A 16,605-nucleotide genomic window follows, 5' to 3' on the forward strand; every position below is an offset into this window, starting at 1 on the left:
CACTATAATCTGCGGTAGCATAAACACAATTAGACTACCTGAAGAAAGAGCTGAATAACCAATGACAATATTTGAAAAGTACCACCCAATTATGACCGCGCACTACACGCTTGACTGGTTGACTGGGAGTAACATCAAAGAGATTTTCGCATTGCGTCACGACAAATCCATTGCTCAGGCAGCGGATCGTCAACCTGACTCGACAATTATGGACACGGCCCGTTACGTTAATTCTGCAATGGGCCGCGTTATGCGCAATGAAATGTTGATCTGGGCAATTCAAGATCGCAAAAGTAATACTTTTCTAGGTACTTTTGAATTAGGACCCTTTAGTGAAACAACCACATCGGCCAGTGTCCACTATGAACTATTAGCTCAATTTCAACGGCAAGGCGTCATGACGGAAGTTTTACAGCACATCGTTCAATTTAGTTTTGAAGAACTTAAATTAACTGAATTAACCGCAATTACAACGAAAAAAAATAAACCCGCTCAAAAATTACTTGAGCGAGTTGGGTTTAAGTCACTAATTAATGAGTCTGCTGAACACGTTCATTATTCACTGCAAGCTTTGCCAATATCGCGGTAAAGTCTGTACTACCGTTAAGTGGGTGTAAATAGGTAAAGCGTTGCCCACCACTTTCCATAAAGTACTGCCGGTTTTCGCGGTTAATCTCTTGTAGTGTCTCCAAACAGTCCGCTACGAAACTTGGTGTAATAACTAAAACACTTTTACAGCCATTACTGGCCAAATTTTTTAACGTCTGATCCGTTGCCGGTAATAGCCACTGACTAGGACCAAATTTAGATTGATAGCTTTGCTGGTATGGCTGATCGCCGACCAATTGCATAATTTGCTGCGTTGTTTCAGTGCATTGTTGTGGGTATGGATCCCCGTTATCAGCATATTTTTGCGGAATACCGTGATAAGAGAAAATCAGTTGATCATACGACTGATTTTTTAATTCTAGTTTGATTTGATTGGCCAAGGCTGCTATATAGAGTGGTTCATGGAAAAAACTTTGTTGAAAATATAACTGCGGAATATTGGAACTATTTTGAAAATAAGTCATTACCTGATCAAAAACCGAACCAGTTGTCGTCCCTGAATATTGCGGGTATAGCGGAATAACCGTTAACTCATCAACGCCCTGATTAGCTAGTTCACTGAGCGCTGTGGGTACGGATGGTGCACTATAACACATAGCAAAACGAACAACATAGTTAGGCAGTAATTCTTGTAATTGCTGTGTTTGCTGCTGCGTGTATAGTAATAATGGTGATCCCTCCGCCGACCAAATTTTTTTATAAAGCGCCGCCGAATGTCGCGGTCGAAAACGCAAAATAATACCATGTAAAATCGGCCACCATAAAAAACGTGGTGTATCAATGACCCGCTGATCGGCTAAGAAGCGACTTAAATAAACACGGACTGGCTTCGCTTCTGGTGCAGTGGGTGTTCCCAAGTTAACTAATAAAATTCCCTTTTTCACAATTCACAACTCCTTAGGTATTCAATTATCCCATAAATTAAACTGGCCCGGTATTAGTGAATGACCTACTTCGGATAAAGAAAGTGGGACAAAAGTCGGTTTTGGGTTTACTGCGTAACTACAGCTAAATCCAGACTTTTGGCGCACGTTCTAGTGCAATGATCAAACAAATAAGAGGCCAGGATTTTTGTCCCGACCTCTTTAGTGTCACAATTTCTGCAACAAATAATTTCAAACCACGCGCTAATTAGAACGTAATTCGTTAGGTAGTTTCCGTATAAAATTAACTACCTAACATCACTTTACCCATTTTTAACGGAACATTGTCTTGGTTGCTCGTGCCATTACTTTTGGATCTTTTTCATAATGGTGTAATGGTGTTAACTCACTAGCAGGAATGCCCAAGAAATGGTAAACGGCGCGCTGGGCACAACGGAATGAATATTGTTCAGTAAAGACCATATCAAATGGCATTTCCGCAAATTGACCAATGAAAGCTAAGTTCTTGGAATGCTTCGGTACAACGGCTGGTCGGTCACCAACTGCCCGGCGATTAAAGAGGGCACTGGCATACGGCATGTAAACTGGAATAACGTTAATAATACTGGCCATAATTTTATCCGTGTGTTGCCGAATATTATCTTTACTGCTATCGACTTCTGCTAGGTGACCCAGTAATTCCTGCAACATTTCACGGCCAGTCATCTCGATAAATGGTTTCTTAACGTAATCCCCTTGCCGCCGTGGATACATTGCGTAGCCCCAAAAGACAGTTTCATTCTCTTTTTGCGCCTTAAAATGAGGCTGATGATGAACAACAATTGAGATCAAGTTGTTACTATCAATCCAAGTATTTAGGGCATTGCCAGGTTGTTGCTGCGTAATCCGCGTTACCTGGTTCAGCAAGTAGTGATCACTGGTTGTGATTGTAAAACTCATCCACTCACTTTGCGATCGGTCGTTAAAGAACTTGTCAGGATGACCTAAATCGTAAAAGTGTTCGGTGGCCTGTTTCCACAATTGAGCACTCGGCGCATACTCCATATTTTCCTTAATTGGCGTATCTAGATCACCAATTGAAGTACTGTCAGTAATGGCACCGTTAGTATCAAAGACAAGATCATTTTCTTCAATCGAGACACTGCCCTTTTGGTTGTCATTATCAACTTCTTCGTATTCTAAACCGGTCACGATGATATCGTCACGAAGTGGTGTGTCTTTAAATTGGAACGCCGTGATTTTACGGTTATTCACAAACTGAACACCACGATCAGTTAGATACTTGCGCATTGGTAATATAATACTTTCATACTGGTTGTAAGGCGTTCTGGTGACTCCGGCAAGTGTATTAATCCGACTAAATTCAAGAATCATCCGGTTCATATAACGGCGTAATTCCATCGCAGAACTTTCCTTCTTAAACGCAAAGGTAGTTTGCCACATATACCAGAAATTAGTCTGAAAAATATGCTGACTAGTTTTGAACCATTGCTTAATACTCACGTCATTTAATTCTTGCTCTTTGCTTTCAGGTAACAACATTAATTTGCTTAACAAATAACGATCGTGATTATTAAACTGCATATGATTATAATCCTGGCGGTCACCTTTATTCCGAATACCGTTAAACTTATCCATTAAACGGGCAACATCATGCGTTGGGTGTGCGTGATCGAAATCTAAAATATCATCCGTTACTGATTGACCAGGATTATCTAATGACGGAACTTCCCGCAATAGATCCCAAAGATTTTCGTACGTCTCCTCATTTAACATTCGACCACCCTCGGCCAAATAGCCCTGGCTGTTTCCAAGTGGTGTAATCCCGTACTCATCCTCATAGGCAGCGACCGTATCACCATCGTTAGCACCATGTTTATTCAGGCCAAACATAGTAATCTGATCACCACGCCAACCACCATCACGAATCAAATAGATACCTGCAGCTAAATTACCGATTCCAGTACCGATCATATAAGCTTTTTGGGTCATTCTAATTACCTCCGATTCTGTTTAAGGACATTTGATATCTACATTATAAACGTTCTCGTACCTGTTTTGTATAATAATTAGAAAACGCTTAACTACAAAATAACACAGAAAACTGTAAACGTCCGAATTACTCACCACAACTTTTACTTATTTTAATTAATTAGTAAAATTTAATCCGCCAAAATTAATAAATTTATGCATAAATCCATTACTTAGCCACACTCACTACTTGATTGTTTTCCAGATAAAAATATGACCCTGACTATTTAAATTAATCTAAGTGCTCATTTACGGACCACAAGACTTTTCATCCAGGGCCTCATCCTGTAAAAAGAATAAATTATTAAGCAATTAGAATATTTATTGGAATAACGATTAGCACTAGTCTAAAGCACGTCACTAAACATTTTAATAAAACAATGTGAGGTTTCATTGTTTTCTAATTTTATATTTTGTGCTAAACTATAGGCTAACTTATAAAAAGCGAGGTCTTTTACTGTGAGTGGTTATAATGTTGCAGTGGTTGGCGCAACTGGCGCTGTTGGTACCCGAATGATTCAGATGTTAGAGGAGACAACTTTACCAATTAATTCTGTAAAATTGCTAGCATCTAGTCGTTCTGCTGGTAAACAATTAAAGTTTAAAGACCAGACAATTACTGTTGAAGAAACTGTGCCTGATTCTTTTAAGGGCGTTGATCTAGCCCTTTTCTCTGCTGGTGGCGGTGTTTCCAAAAAATTTGCTCCTGAAGCTGTTAAACGTGGCGCTGTCGTTGTTGATAATACAAGTGCTTTCCGCATGGATCCTGAAGTACCTTTAGTTGTTCCTGAAGTTAATGAAAAGGCACTTTATGCGCATCATGGTATCATTGCTAATCCAAATTGCTCGACGATTCAAATGGTTGTTTCACTAGAACCAATTCGCCAAAAATTTGGTCTAAAAAAAGTGATTGTTTCAACTTACCAGGCCGTTAGTGGTGCCGGTAACCGTGCTTTACAAGAGCTACGAACTGAAACGCAAGATTACTTAGATGGCAAAGAAATGCACGCTGATATTTTACCAACTGCTGGTGATAAAAAGCACTATCCAATTGCTTTTAATGTTTTACCGCAAATCGACGTGTTTGAAGAAGATGGCTACTCCCATGAAGAATGGAAAATGATCCACGAAACCAAAAAGATCATGGCTGGTGACATGAACAGTAAGGCTATCAAGGTAACCGCAACTTGTGCTCGCGTCCCCGTTCCAGTCAGTCATTCTGAAGAAGTTTACTTTGAAGTTGAAGACGCTAAAAATGCTAATGTTGCGGGCATTCAAGCTGCTCTACGCAACGCCCCTGGTGTCGTTTTACAAGATGATCCTGATCATCAAATCTACCCAATGCCAATCAACGCGGAAGGTAGTCGCGATACCTTTGTTGGTCGTGTTCGACCTGATCAAGAAGAAGATAACGCCTATCATTTATGGAACGTTTCCGATAATTTATTGAAAGGTGCCGCGTGGAATTCAGTTCAAATTGCGGAACATCTAGATAAATTAAATCTACTACACATGCAATAATGGGCTAGTTATTAGCGTTAGAAAATTTGGTTTGAAGCAAACTAAACTTTCTAGCGCTTTTTTGGTACAGTAAAAGAGAATTTTAAATTAAGGTGTGGGACAAAAGTCTGGGTTCACTTCACGGCCTTGCTTTTTTAAATCGGTTAGTCCGTAATTGAGAATAGTTTTCAATTAGTCTAGATATAAACTATTTCTTCTGCTAAAATTAAAACTTAAATGAGATCTTTTTCATTTTAATCATTATTGGCCTTAGATCGTGTTTGAAAAATACTTTTACTAGTATTCACCTGACTAATTTAGTGTAAACGTGTTTGAAAAAGCAGCTTCCTGCGGTGACCGAGACGAATTGAGTCGCGAGCAGTTACGGACTTTGTAACTGTGACCTTTAAACTTTGCCACAAGAATCGACAACATTCGAGGCGTCCTAAGCTATTTGCGATCTTTGTAAATAACTCACTATAATTGCAGAGTAGAATCTAACCGCTTTTCCAAACACTCTCTCGGTAAGGGGGAAAAGGATGCAACATAAAATAGCCCATTTGAATTTTATCTTAATTTGCCTGTTATTATTAGGCTTTACTATCGACCTCTGCAGTGGACCAACTTGGTACAGCCCACTAACATTGCTTCACCCACACACTGGCTTAGAACAGCAAATAATTCTACAAGTTCGGCTACCTCGTGCGTTGGCCAGTGTGTTAATTGGTAGCTTGTTAGCTGTTGCGGGTCAATTACTACAAACCATTTCACGTAATCCAATTGCTGATCCAGCGATTTTAGGCGTCAATAGTGGCGCAAATCTGGCTCTAATCATTGGTACGGTGGTTGGTATTCCATTTACCATCGCTGCCCGTTTTGGACTTGCATTGTTAGGCGCTTTAATTGCTTTTTGTATTGTGCTTGGCCTATCAGTAACGCGCAGTGGTATGCAACCACTGCGATTAATTTTAGGCGGTACAATTTTTTCAGGCTTTCTTGTCAGCGTGGCTTACGCTGTCAGTTTACTCACCCAGTCAACTGCAAAATACCGAACATTGTTAGTCGGTGGATTCTCCGGTGTAACGTATCAGGCGGTTACTCTGCTTGCCATTACTTTTTTCATTTTAGTTATTGGCCTATTTTGTCTTCGCCAAGAATTGACGCTGCTTGCGCTCAATGATCAATTGGCCCAAGGGTTAGGGACAAAACGAAATTGGACACGTTTATGGGCAGCCTGCCTAATTGTACTTGCCGCCGGTGCCAGTGTTGCCGTGGCCGGTAACATTGCTTTTGTTGGTTTGGGAATTCCCCAATGTATCGCTTTACTCAGCGGCCACAATTTCAAGCATACAGTTGGCCAAGTATTACTTGCTGGGGGCGCCTTTCTCAGCTTTGGCGACGCATTGGCTAAGTCTGCCCATCCACCCTTTGAATTGCCCTTAGGTGCGCTGACTGCTATCTTAGGCGGCTTATTTCTATTCATTTTCCTCTGGCGTAATCAAGAGGAGGCCTTGAATTGACTAATCTAAAAAGAAAACACCGCTTTGGTGCATGGTTTGCTGGTCTATTAGTCCTTTTTGTTCTATTAAGTTTCTTTCAAATGACCCACGGCAGCATTCACCTCTCTTTACATAACGTTCTTACAACCTTAGTTGGCCAAGGTGATGCACAGTCACAACTTATTTTACTGCAATTTCGTTTACCACAAATTATGTTAAGTGTTATCTGTGGCGGTTGTCTGGCCCTTAGTGGTGCAATTTTGCAATTAGTTACTGAAAACCCTTTGGCCGATACTAGCGTCATGGGCATTAATGCCGGTGCCAGCTTAGGCGCAGTAATCTTTCTAGCGCTTAGTCACTACATCAACTTAACACAAACGATTGGTTTACCACTTTTTGCTGTACTTGGCAGTCTTTTAGGTGCTGCAATTGTCTTTATACAGCGGCGTTTGCAACAACCGCTGCAACTTTTATTAATTGGTATCGCCAGCGGTACTTTATTAAATGGCATTATTTTATTGATTGAACTGCAACTTAATCAGTTTGATTTTGACAAATTAATTATCTGGATCAGTGGTGACTTTTGGAATCAAGACTGGAGCTACATTTTTGTTCTAACTTGTGCCATTCTAGTCATTTTGCCATTCATGGTTCGCCAATTATGGGGTAGTGATCTACTAACCCTCGGGCAGCAGTCTGCTAGCAGCCTTGGATTGGCAGTTAGAAACAAACGCCGAAATTTACTATTGCTGGCCGTACTATTAGCCGGGATCGCAGTGGCCGGCGGCGGTGCCATTAGCTTCGTTGGTTTAATGGCGCCACACATTGCACATTCATTAGTTGGTCACAAAAGTCGCTACTATCTCCCCTTAACGGTACTAATTGGCATCGACCTCGTTTTATTTGCTGCAATTGTTGCCGAGGTCGCCTTCGCTCCAAGTCAATTACCAGTCGGACTTGTCGTCGCCGTAATTACCATGCCTTACTTTGTAATTTTGTTACTACACCAGACAAATTAAATTTATAACTTAAAAGGAGTTGTCTTTATGCTTAAGAAAAGATTCTGGATATTCGCTTTATTAGCAGTCACTTTTTTATGTAGCACTGTACGGCCAGTAAACGCGGCCGCTACTCACGCCTTTAAGGCCGAAAATGGCACGGTCCAAGTTCCCAATCACCCAAAACGTGTTGTCGCCGGCCTATATTTAGGCCAAGTAATGTCCTTAGGTGTTAATACTGTCGGTTCTACCAAGTTAGAATTGGCCAACCCTTACCTCAATCAGGCTAAGGTTAAAAAAATTAAAGATGTCGGAACGCCAATGAATCCTGAATCGGTTCTAAAATTAAAACCAGATTTGATCATCACTAGCAATGAGGCCGACACCAAAAAAATGGAAAAAATTGCGCCAACTGTTCAAATTTCTTATACCAAAACTCAAGACTTTTATAAGTCATTAAATTATTTTGCCAAATTATTGAATCGCGATAAACAGGCCGCGGCGTTTAAACAATCATTTAAAAAGACTGCCAAACAACAGTCCAAACGTTTAGACAAGGCCGGAATTAGTCGGAAAAAGACAGTTGGTATTTATGAAATGCAAAACGGTAAATTTTACGCTTATGGTGCCGGATTTAGTCGCGGTGCCCAGGCCTTAACTCATGGTTTAGGCTTTAAATTAGCACCAGCCTTAGCTAAGGTTAATTCCGGCGCTGGTTTCAAAGAAATTTCGATTGAATCAGTACCAAAATATAAGGCCGATTACATGTTTGTCACCAGTTCTAGTGGTAAAGGTACTAAGGACCCTGATTTAGTTGCAATGCAAAAAAATCCAATTTGGAAATCATTACCAGCCGTTAAGGCAAAACACGTCATTGAATTACCATTCAATAAAATGTATTATTACGATCCCTATGCCACTAGAGGACAATTAAAGATTGTGACTGATGCTTTAATTAAGGCCGGTAATTAGTTCCCCTAAAAATATATCCATTAACAAAAAGGCCAACTTAGTCGCTTAAAACAGCGCTATGTTAGCCTTTTTGAATAAGTCACACTATCATAAGTTAGATTGTGTTTATAAAGTACTTTTGCTAATAATTTGCAATTGCGGAATAGTAGTTAAGATTGACGCATACTCGGAACCTAAGTGCTTTTTCAAACACTCCCTAGCTTAAGTAATCCTTAAACTATCCTTCAAATTTATTGATCTGTTTCGTCACAATTTCTTCATATTTAGCCGTTATTCTATATTCATAGTTAATAAGAACCAACTTATTAACCATACCCAAACAACCTAACAACCCTAACAGTTTTAAGCGAGAGCTTAAAACTAACATTTTTCATTTTACTCCTCCAAAGTAAAAGAAAAGTAGTCCTGACCTCCCAATCAGGGCTACACCCTTACTCCTTTTTAGCCGTCACTGTATGTGGCGGTTTTTATTTTGCATTATTTTAGTCTTCCGTTTTTTGTTGTGCGTTTCATTACTGCACAACCTTTTTAATAATTCAGAGGGAGTAGGAAAAAAGCTAGTCGCTTACTGTTTTCGAGTATTACTCTAGAACGTGTACCAAAACCGACTTTTCGCACACTTCTCCTCTTTATTTATTCAATTAATTTAAAAGTACTCCACGGACGAATGTAATCCAATAGTAATCGTTCACTCGGTACAAGGTGCCCAACAACGTTTCGCCGACCATCATTTTCAAGTGGCTGCAACGCAATCTGCAGTTCGGCCTTGTACTGACCGTAATCACTATTCACAATAATCACGTCACCAGGCTGAATCATTCCCTGATTGTCGTGTGCAGGAATAGCTTCATCGCGGTATTTAGTTCGTGGCTGTGTATCTCGTACCAGATAGGCAGATTGATCACCGCGGTACAAGTGCTCATCAGTTAACACAATTTTTCGTTCCAATTCTGAAACGTCCCCAGTTAATTCAACTTGATAAGTTAATTGTTTAGCAAAAAATGCAGTGGCAGCAGCTTTTAGTTCTGTTTCTGAAGCATAAGCATTACCAATAAGCACATCATTAATCATACCCGTTAATACTAAATGCTTAACCTGAACCGCGATTGGTAGGTCACGGTCTTCTTCTAGCGTTGGTAGACCATCTTGAACGGGCCACGGTCCAAAACTAGCCGTCTGAGAACTAACAAAGGCAGCAGTATTTAAATTTCGATCCGTAAAAAATTTCGACCATTTATTAAAGAACGGACGACTCAAACCTGTATAGCGCTGTGGGTAAAAATTGTGACACCCTAATAGATTATTTTTTTCTGGCGAATAATCTAGGATACTATTTAAATAATGAGTTCCGCCACTCATATTGATTTCAATTTTTAAACCATAAGGATTACGCGTCATTCGTGCCTCTTCCATTCCTGAAAAGCCTTCGTCAAGCCGGACACCCCAGGCACCTAAATCATGAAAGAAACTAAGATCGTCGTAGCTGATTCCTAGCTGTTTAAAAAGTCGTGGGTTCATATCAACCATCACAACAAATCCTAATTGATTAGCATACGCAATTGTTTGCTTAAACCGATTAACAACCTCGTCTTGGTTACCAGTAATCTCTAGCAGCGAAGTAAAAACACGTGTATAACCGAATATATGCGCCAAATCCAAATATTCTTTATCTTTTGCAAGTGTTGAATGTTCTGGGTATAACGAAACTCCTAATCGTCTCACTACGAAAAACCTCCGTTATTAAATAAGATTAAAGAAATTATCGATTCATTCCTTTAACCTTATTCTCGCTTATTAGGACATTTTTAACAACCAGAGAATGTCTCAAAAAGCGCCTGGGTTCCGAGCATTACTGACGATGTCGATCGGACTAGGCTAAACCGAAGTCCAAGTCGCAGCCTAGCTTGCCGAATTATTCGCGCAGTGGATAATTTGGCGAGCGTAGCTAAGCACAGGAATCTGCCTTTTTAGACACGTTTCTACTAAATTAGTCGGAAAATACTAATAAGCGTATTTTCTAAACCCGGCCCAGGCCCAAAAATTAATCAGAACATAGTAACCAGTACCTCCACCGATACGCCAATCAATTAATGGTGCATCGTCTTGCGCATTGTTACTTGCTTGCCGCCACCTTTATTCCGTCGAGCTTTAAATCGAACGTGTTGGTTGCCCGATACAATCTTAAAGTGTTTCATCTTACCAGTGAATGGTTTACCTAAGGCCTTAATTCGCACCCATTCATCCATCGCAGCCGCCATTTGTTGTGCGGCCTTAGCGCGATCTGGGTGCCCTTCACGGGTGGCCTCATCAACAATATTCCCGCTTAAATAACGGACTAACTTTTGATTATAGCGTAATAGCTCATCCGTTAATGGTGCATCCTTATATTGATTGAATAAATTTTCAACGTAGCGCATTGCATCCTTACTATCTTTAGGTTGATAAAATCTGTCTTCCGCCATAATCAAAAATCTCCTTGTTTAGATATAATATCTTTAGTTTAGCATAGGCCATATTTGAGAATTACCGTCCAATATTTTTCTGATTGATTCGAACCAAACGAACTTAAAAAACTAGCTCTTATGATTTTTAAACAATTTTTTAGTCAGTTAAGCGCGCTTGACAACGCGCTTAACCTCATAATTAAGTAACCATTTTAAGCTTATTTGGACATTGATTCAATCATAATTAGATCAATTTGCGCGTTTATTTTTACGTACACGGTGAATTCGCCGTGTCATGACCCAGGTCGTCATTGGCACGGTTAGGATGACACTGATTAAAGAAAACAGCACCATTAAAATTTCGGCATCAAAAATTTTGTTGTTTAAAAATTGCCCTAATGAGTAATGTAAATCGACGTACCAGATAAACAACCCTAAAAAGCCACCAAAAAAGCCAAAGAATAGCGTATTAAACGTTGTCCCAATAATCTGTTTACCAACCGTGATCCCATCATAAAATAACTGCTTGGTCGCAATTTTTGGTTGCTGCTGAACGATCTCGGCCAAACCGGCAGAAATTGCCATCGCGGCCTCAGCGATCGCTCCCAATGTACTAAATACGGCCGTCACAATTGAAACTTGCATAAACTTAATACCAATTAACAGCGACATTCCTTCTAAATCATCACTATCTTCCATGCCAAAACCTTGAACGGAGGCCCAATGCTCTACTGGTAAAATTAAGGCCAACAGTACCAGCATAACCAAAATTGAGGCAAAAAAGGCCGTTTGCGTCGTCACTTCATCGTCATTACCTAAGAAGATTGTAACGGCTAAAATAACGATACCAAATATTAACGTGACAACTATTGGCGAAAAGTGTAGCGAAACTAAAACAATTGCAGCAAATAAGAAAACAAAGTTTAATAGTAGGCTCAAAAAAGATAATGCCCCTTGCTTTCCGCCAACCAGTACCATAACTACTAGTAGAAGTAGCCCTAAAGCTGGAATTGTACTCATTTTGCCTTCCCCCTAGTCATTAATAGACTAGCCAAGAAACTGGCCATCGGTACTGCTAAAACAATCCCAACCCCACTGATTAGACTTTGCGTAACACCTAATGACATATTCATTGAGAAGGTGTACCCCCAGGTATTCCCGTTCTTCAAAAAAAGAATGGCCATTGGAAAAGTCTCAGCCACAAAAATTAAGAATAAAACATTTACCAATGGTCCCATAATTGAACGGCCAATTTGCCGACCAGAATTAAATAATGTTTTGGCCGAGATATCTGGTTGTTCCTCACGTAATTGGAAAAGTGTCGCAACGATATCCGTTGATTCGTCCATCACAGCCCCTAAGGAACCAAGCAGTGTTTCCGCAAAGAATAAGGGTCGTGGGGCCACCTGAGTCACGTATTGCATTGATTCATAATAAATTCCCTTTTCACCAGTGAGTTGCATTACAATCAGACTCAATAGCAAGGCAACGGAAGTCCCAACTAAGGTGGCGCCAAAAGTCACTAACATCTGTCTGGTTGGACCTAAAACCAGCCAGAGCGTTAAGGCCGCAAAAATGACGGCCAAGCTTGCAAAAATTAACAAAAAATAACTGCTGTGCAGCATTAGATTTAACGTAATTGCCAAAAAGAATAGCACCATGTTGAGACAGACACTTAGTAAAGCTAACATACCACTAGTGCGCATAATAACGAATAGTAAACTAACCGCTAACCAAACTAGAAATGCCAGAGTCACATCTCGCTTTAAGCCTTGAATTAAACTAACTGTACCGTCTTTTCGTAAAGTAACGAAGACTTCTTGACCAACCTTATACTGTTGGTCATAGGCGCCTGATGTTGTATAAGTATTATGCAGCTTAACGTGCTTACCCTGATAATGCCCATTTAGCAGCTTACCTTCTAATATTTGATTAGTTTGGTGGTCAACATTTTTAAATTGGTCAACTTGCTTGATTGGCTTTCCATTAGCTACCTTCGTAATTTGTACAATTGGTGTTTGGTAAAGTGCTTGATCAAAGTGCGTTCCAATAACCAATAAAAAACCAATTAAAATAATACCGGCGGGCAATAACCAGCGCCGGACTTGTTTCGTCATCTCTATCATCTCATTCAATAGTATATGAACGAGTTTAACACGTTTATTGTTTTAATTTGCCGTAGCATTACCAAATTAATAAAAGTGTAATTTCATAATAACCTAGCTCACCCATAGCAACTTCAAAAAAACTATTCACGTACCTGATTTTTGAGACGGCTTTGTTCGTCCGTACCCTGCACCCAGTTAGTTAGTCTGGGAAAATACCGTTCAATTAGACCAACGAGTCGGCCAGATAAAAGTGCCGACAACACCGTACCTTCCCGAACGCCAATTAATTGATGACTAAAAACTAAACTGATGAGTAGCGCGGCAATTACCATGGCAATATCAGTACGAATCTTCATGCGTGAGAAGGCCATTTTTTTAGCAAACGCAAATGCAACCGCAATCCCCTCGCCAGCCATCGTTAGCGTCCGTGAATTAACCTCAAAAAAGACTCCAATTGCCAATAATATAATACTAAGCAGTGTAATCCCAAGTTGTACCCAGTAATTTGGTAATTTGATAAAACTAAAGAACTTTACAAACCAGTCGATCATAACACCAAAGAAAAGTGAAGGAATTATTTGAATAACATTCAACCAACTAAAATACTGCCGTAAAGCGACCCATTCTAGTCCAATCAATACGATCATGAAAATAATCGTCCACTGCCCAATCGTCAAATTTGTCAATTCACTTAGTACGTTAGGGACACTGGAAATTGGGGACGTACCAAGTAACGCGATTTTGGCTAAAGCCACGCTAGCCGACATCAGGCCAATTCCAAATATTAAACAAGCAAAATGCTTGAAAATATCAATGATTCCCCATTTTTTAATCAATTTATCTCTCCTCCAATGCTTTCCGTACCAACTCAAGTTGCTGTCCTAAGACCACACTATCAATCTCCGGATTACTACGAAACAAATCAGCCCACCAATTTCCCATCGTTGTTTGTAGCCGCTGCGCAAGGGCAGTACCCGCAGTAGTTAATGTAATCACTCGTGCCCGCCGATCTTTGGCGTGAACTTCTCGTTGTACCCAGCCGTGATCAATCAAGATCTTTATATCTTTGGTCAGAAGACTAGCATCAAGCGTCATATTATGGGCAATTTGCCGCTGCGTAAGGCCAGGATGATCTTGGATAAACATCAACAGATCACTTTGAGTTGCCCGAACATCCAGTTCCGTAATTTGTTGTTTAAAATCATTTTTTGATTGCCGATAAACTGAAGCAATGTATTTGCTAAATTCAAATAATTCCACGTTAATCTCTCCTCGTTCGTTCTTTAAAAAAAGTTTTTTTAATAATTAGTGGACTTATCCATTAAATTGCTTTTTTCTAAAAATGTCAAGACCGTAAACTAGATCGTGTTTGAAAAATACTTTTAATCGTGTTTATCCGGTTAATTTAGTGCAAACGTGTTTGAAAAAGCAGCTTCTCGTACTTCGTTTATTAAAAAAAGACCTATGACATGTTCCGTCATAGGTCCTAACCATTTTTTTCGAGTATTACTCTAGAACGTGCACCAAAACCAACTTTTGGTCCACTCCTAACTTAAATTTATTTCAATAATAATTGGTAAGCGTACCGTTCTTCTTTTGGTTCATGCATGTAAATAATACCGCGGTACGTAAAACCATTTTGTACAATCACGTGTTGCATGCCCTTATTCTCTGGGTGCGTATCAATTCGAACGTCGGTATAACCAAGTTCCAGCGAAACGGTCAATAGGTTGGTAATCATGGTTTCCGATAAATGTTGGCCACGATAGTTGGCCGACACTGCTATTCGGTGAATTGACGTATACTGTGCATCCGCTGCCCCTTGCCAACTGCCATGATCAATAACTTTATAGTTATCATCCCTACCCTGCTGCAAAGTGGCCGTCCCAACGATATCATCGTCACGAATCAAAACATAGTTCAATCCTGCTTTAACATCATTAATCATATCTTCTTCATAAGGATAGCCATGTTGCCACTGATCGACACCCTGTTCCTTTAAATAGGCCTTTGCCTCGTTAATAATTGTCATAATTGCTGGTAAATCAGCTTCACGTGAACGCCGTAAGTAAGTCGTTGTCACGTTATCACTTCCTTCTTTAAAATTGGAAAGGCTGGGACAAAAGTTTACTATTCTGAACACCACTCTAGAACGTACACCAAAACCAACTTTTGTCCCACTCCTATCTTTTGAAATTATTTTTCTAATATTCTAGATTTGTACATTTTGCTATTATCGCCACTTGGCTTTAATTTTGCAAGTAAAAAATGAAATTTTTTATCAATTAAATAAGCCATAATTAATATATGATATTATCATTAATAATGTACTAAACTAAGGAGTAGGGTAAAAGTCGGTTTTGGGTTTACTGTGTAACGTAAGTCGATCCAGCTTTTCGGCGCACATTCTAGAGTAATGCTCGGAATTAGTGCGGCTAGGACTTTTTTCTCAACCTCTTCCCCGACTAAGTTCATCTCAATCGCCGCAAGAAGCCGTTTTTTCAAACCCAGTTATACTAAGTTAGTTAGATAAATACGATTAAATGTAGTTTCCAAACACAACTCAGTTTATATGATTGGAGGGCAATTTTGAAAAAAATAATACGCAGCGGCTATGTCGAATCCATTTACCGACTGCCAGCATTACCCGGTATGCCGTTACAAGAATTACCCTGGAATTGTTTCTATCCTGCCCTCCAGCAAGGTCACCCAATTAAAATAGCGCCACTTTTGGCGCCCAGTCCCGCAAGTCAACACATTGCTAAGCAGATTAGCGAAAATGTGCCCGTTCATCCCGGTCAATTTCCACTTATTTTATTACAGCCATCACTGGGCCAATCGCTTTTTACCAATTTACACTTAATCGATCAATTGGTAAAAGCAGGTTACATTGTTTTCCAACTTGGCCATCCAAAGACGACAACTTATTTACTTAACAAAACATTAAAACAACCAGACGCTGCCCTGATATCCAAAATTCAACAAGAACTTACCCCGATTGCACCAACAAAATCACATTATCAAGAATTGCTCGATAAAACACCTATAACACGATACTGGACGAAACAATGGACAAAGGAGACATTAAGCGCGCTTGATTTGCTTAAACAGCCACAACAACTTAATAGCACAATTTTGCGCCAACACATCAATTTTTCTAAGGTAATTACTTTAGGTATGGGCTTCGCTGGTTCTGTCGCCTTGGAGCTTGCACAACGTTCACACTTTATAACGGCAGCGATTGATTTAAATGGCGCTTATGTCAGTACCAAGGGTATCCAATTACTTACCAAACCACTGTTACTTATTCAAGATAGTAAACAGCGCCTAAACTGGTTGGCACAGTCAACTCCGCAAACCAAATTAATTACTAGTGCTCTTCCGCTAATTACTGACAGTAACGCCGCTGATGAGCAACTATCGCCGTTAGCAACAAAAATTGACCGCGCGATAATTCAATTTTTAAACAAAAACACTTAACCCTTAGCAAACAATCTATTTTATTTGAATAATTTTGCTAGATTAGTGATAATTTAAAGTGTAGACCTCACCGAATAACA

The 16,605-nt window shown here is 39.8% G+C and carries 15 protein-coding genes; 6 read left to right on the forward strand and 9 right to left on the reverse strand.

Translation table 11 applies throughout. The features are described from left to right. Positions 1–61: 61 nt before the first annotated feature. Entirely contained in the window at positions 62–589 is a 528-nt protein-coding gene (locus tag AYR53_RS02680) for a GNAT family N-acetyltransferase (protein WP_068225974.1), read from the forward strand. Here AYR53_RS02680 and hemH read toward each other — a convergent pair. Beyond that, complete coding sequence (gene hemH, locus AYR53_RS02685) at positions 531–1,493, reverse strand: ferrochelatase (protein WP_068279506.1); 963 nt, start codon at positions 1,491–1,493, stop codon at positions 531–533. The two genes, AYR53_RS02680 and hemH, sit on opposite strands and share 59 nt — an antisense overlap. Positions 1,494–1,805: 312 nt before the next feature. Then, entirely contained in the window at positions 1,806–3,485 is a 1,680-nt protein-coding gene (locus AYR53_RS02690; RefSeq protein WP_068279503.1) for an oleate hydratase, read from the reverse strand. 498 nt (positions 3,486–3,983) lie between these two features. On the opposite strand from AYR53_RS02690, the gene AYR53_RS02695 reads away from it, so the two are divergent. From AYR53_RS02695 to AYR53_RS02710, 4 genes are all read left to right on the forward strand, one after another. Next, entirely contained in the window at positions 3,984–5,045 is a 1,062-nt protein-coding gene (locus AYR53_RS02695; RefSeq protein ID WP_075168962.1) for an aspartate-semialdehyde dehydrogenase, read from the forward strand. A 518-nt stretch (positions 5,046–5,563) separates the two neighbouring features. Beyond that, positions 5,564–6,544, forward strand: coding sequence for a FecCD family ABC transporter permease (locus AYR53_RS02700; protein ID WP_068225972.1), 981 nt, complete (start codon positions 5,564–5,566; stop codon positions 6,542–6,544). After that, positions 6,541–7,542 (forward strand): FecCD family ABC transporter permease, encoded by a 1,002-nt coding sequence (locus AYR53_RS02705; protein ID WP_068225971.1) that lies wholly within the window; start codon positions 6,541–6,543, stop codon positions 7,540–7,542. Before AYR53_RS02700 ends, AYR53_RS02705 begins: the two co-directional genes overlap by 4 nt. 27 nt (positions 7,543–7,569) lie before the next feature. Further along, the gene (locus AYR53_RS02710; RefSeq protein ID WP_075168963.1) at positions 7,570–8,493 is read left to right on the forward strand and encodes an ABC transporter substrate-binding protein; all 924 of its coding nucleotides are present in this window, start codon (positions 7,570–7,572) and stop codon (positions 8,491–8,493) included. A 633-nt stretch (positions 8,494–9,126) separates the two neighbouring features. Here AYR53_RS02710 and AYR53_RS02715 read toward each other — a convergent pair. The 7 genes from AYR53_RS02715 to AYR53_RS02745 form a co-directional block, all read right to left on the reverse strand. Next, complete coding sequence (locus AYR53_RS02715) at positions 9,127–10,215, reverse strand: DUF871 domain-containing protein (protein ID WP_068225969.1); 1,089 nt, start codon at positions 10,213–10,215, stop codon at positions 9,127–9,129. Positions 10,216–10,580: 365 nt separating this feature from the next. After that, a complete protein-coding gene (locus tag AYR53_RS02720) occupies positions 10,581–10,955 on the reverse strand; it encodes a hypothetical protein (RefSeq protein ID WP_068225968.1) in 375 nt (124 codons plus the stop codon). Positions 10,956–11,186: 231 nt separating this feature from the next. Next, complete coding sequence (locus tag AYR53_RS02725) at positions 11,187–11,957, reverse strand: YibE/F family protein (protein ID WP_068279500.1); 771 nt, start codon at positions 11,955–11,957, stop codon at positions 11,187–11,189. Continuing rightward, complete coding sequence (locus AYR53_RS02730; RefSeq protein WP_068225966.1) at positions 11,954–13,054, reverse strand: YibE/F family protein; 1,101 nt, start codon at positions 13,052–13,054, stop codon at positions 11,954–11,956. The genes AYR53_RS02725 and AYR53_RS02730 overlap by 4 nt, the downstream gene beginning before the upstream one ends. A gap of 131 nt (positions 13,055–13,185) precedes the next feature. After that, positions 13,186–13,881, reverse strand: a complete 696-nt coding sequence (locus tag AYR53_RS02735) for a YczE/YyaS/YitT family protein (RefSeq protein ID WP_178378345.1) — start codon at positions 13,879–13,881, stop codon at positions 13,186–13,188. A gap of 1 nt (position 13,882) precedes the next feature. Further along, on the reverse strand, positions 13,883–14,305 hold the full coding sequence (locus AYR53_RS02740; protein WP_068225965.1) for a MarR family winged helix-turn-helix transcriptional regulator: 423 nt from the start codon (positions 14,303–14,305) through the stop codon (positions 13,883–13,885). A gap of 298 nt (positions 14,306–14,603) precedes the next feature. Continuing rightward, positions 14,604–15,128, reverse strand: a complete 525-nt coding sequence (locus AYR53_RS02745; RefSeq protein WP_068225964.1) for a GNAT family N-acetyltransferase — start codon at positions 15,126–15,128, stop codon at positions 14,604–14,606. Positions 15,129–15,634: 506 nt separating this feature from the next. On the opposite strand from AYR53_RS02745, the gene AYR53_RS02750 reads away from it, so the two are divergent. After that, complete coding sequence (locus AYR53_RS02750; RefSeq protein WP_068225963.1) at positions 15,635–16,525, forward strand: alpha/beta hydrolase; 891 nt, start codon at positions 15,635–15,637, stop codon at positions 16,523–16,525. Positions 16,526–16,605 lie beyond the last annotated feature (80 nt).

The sequence above is a fragment of the Loigolactobacillus backii genome (assembly GCF_001663675.1).
Taxonomy (GTDB): domain Bacteria; phylum Bacillota; class Bacilli; order Lactobacillales; family Lactobacillaceae; genus Loigolactobacillus; species Loigolactobacillus backii.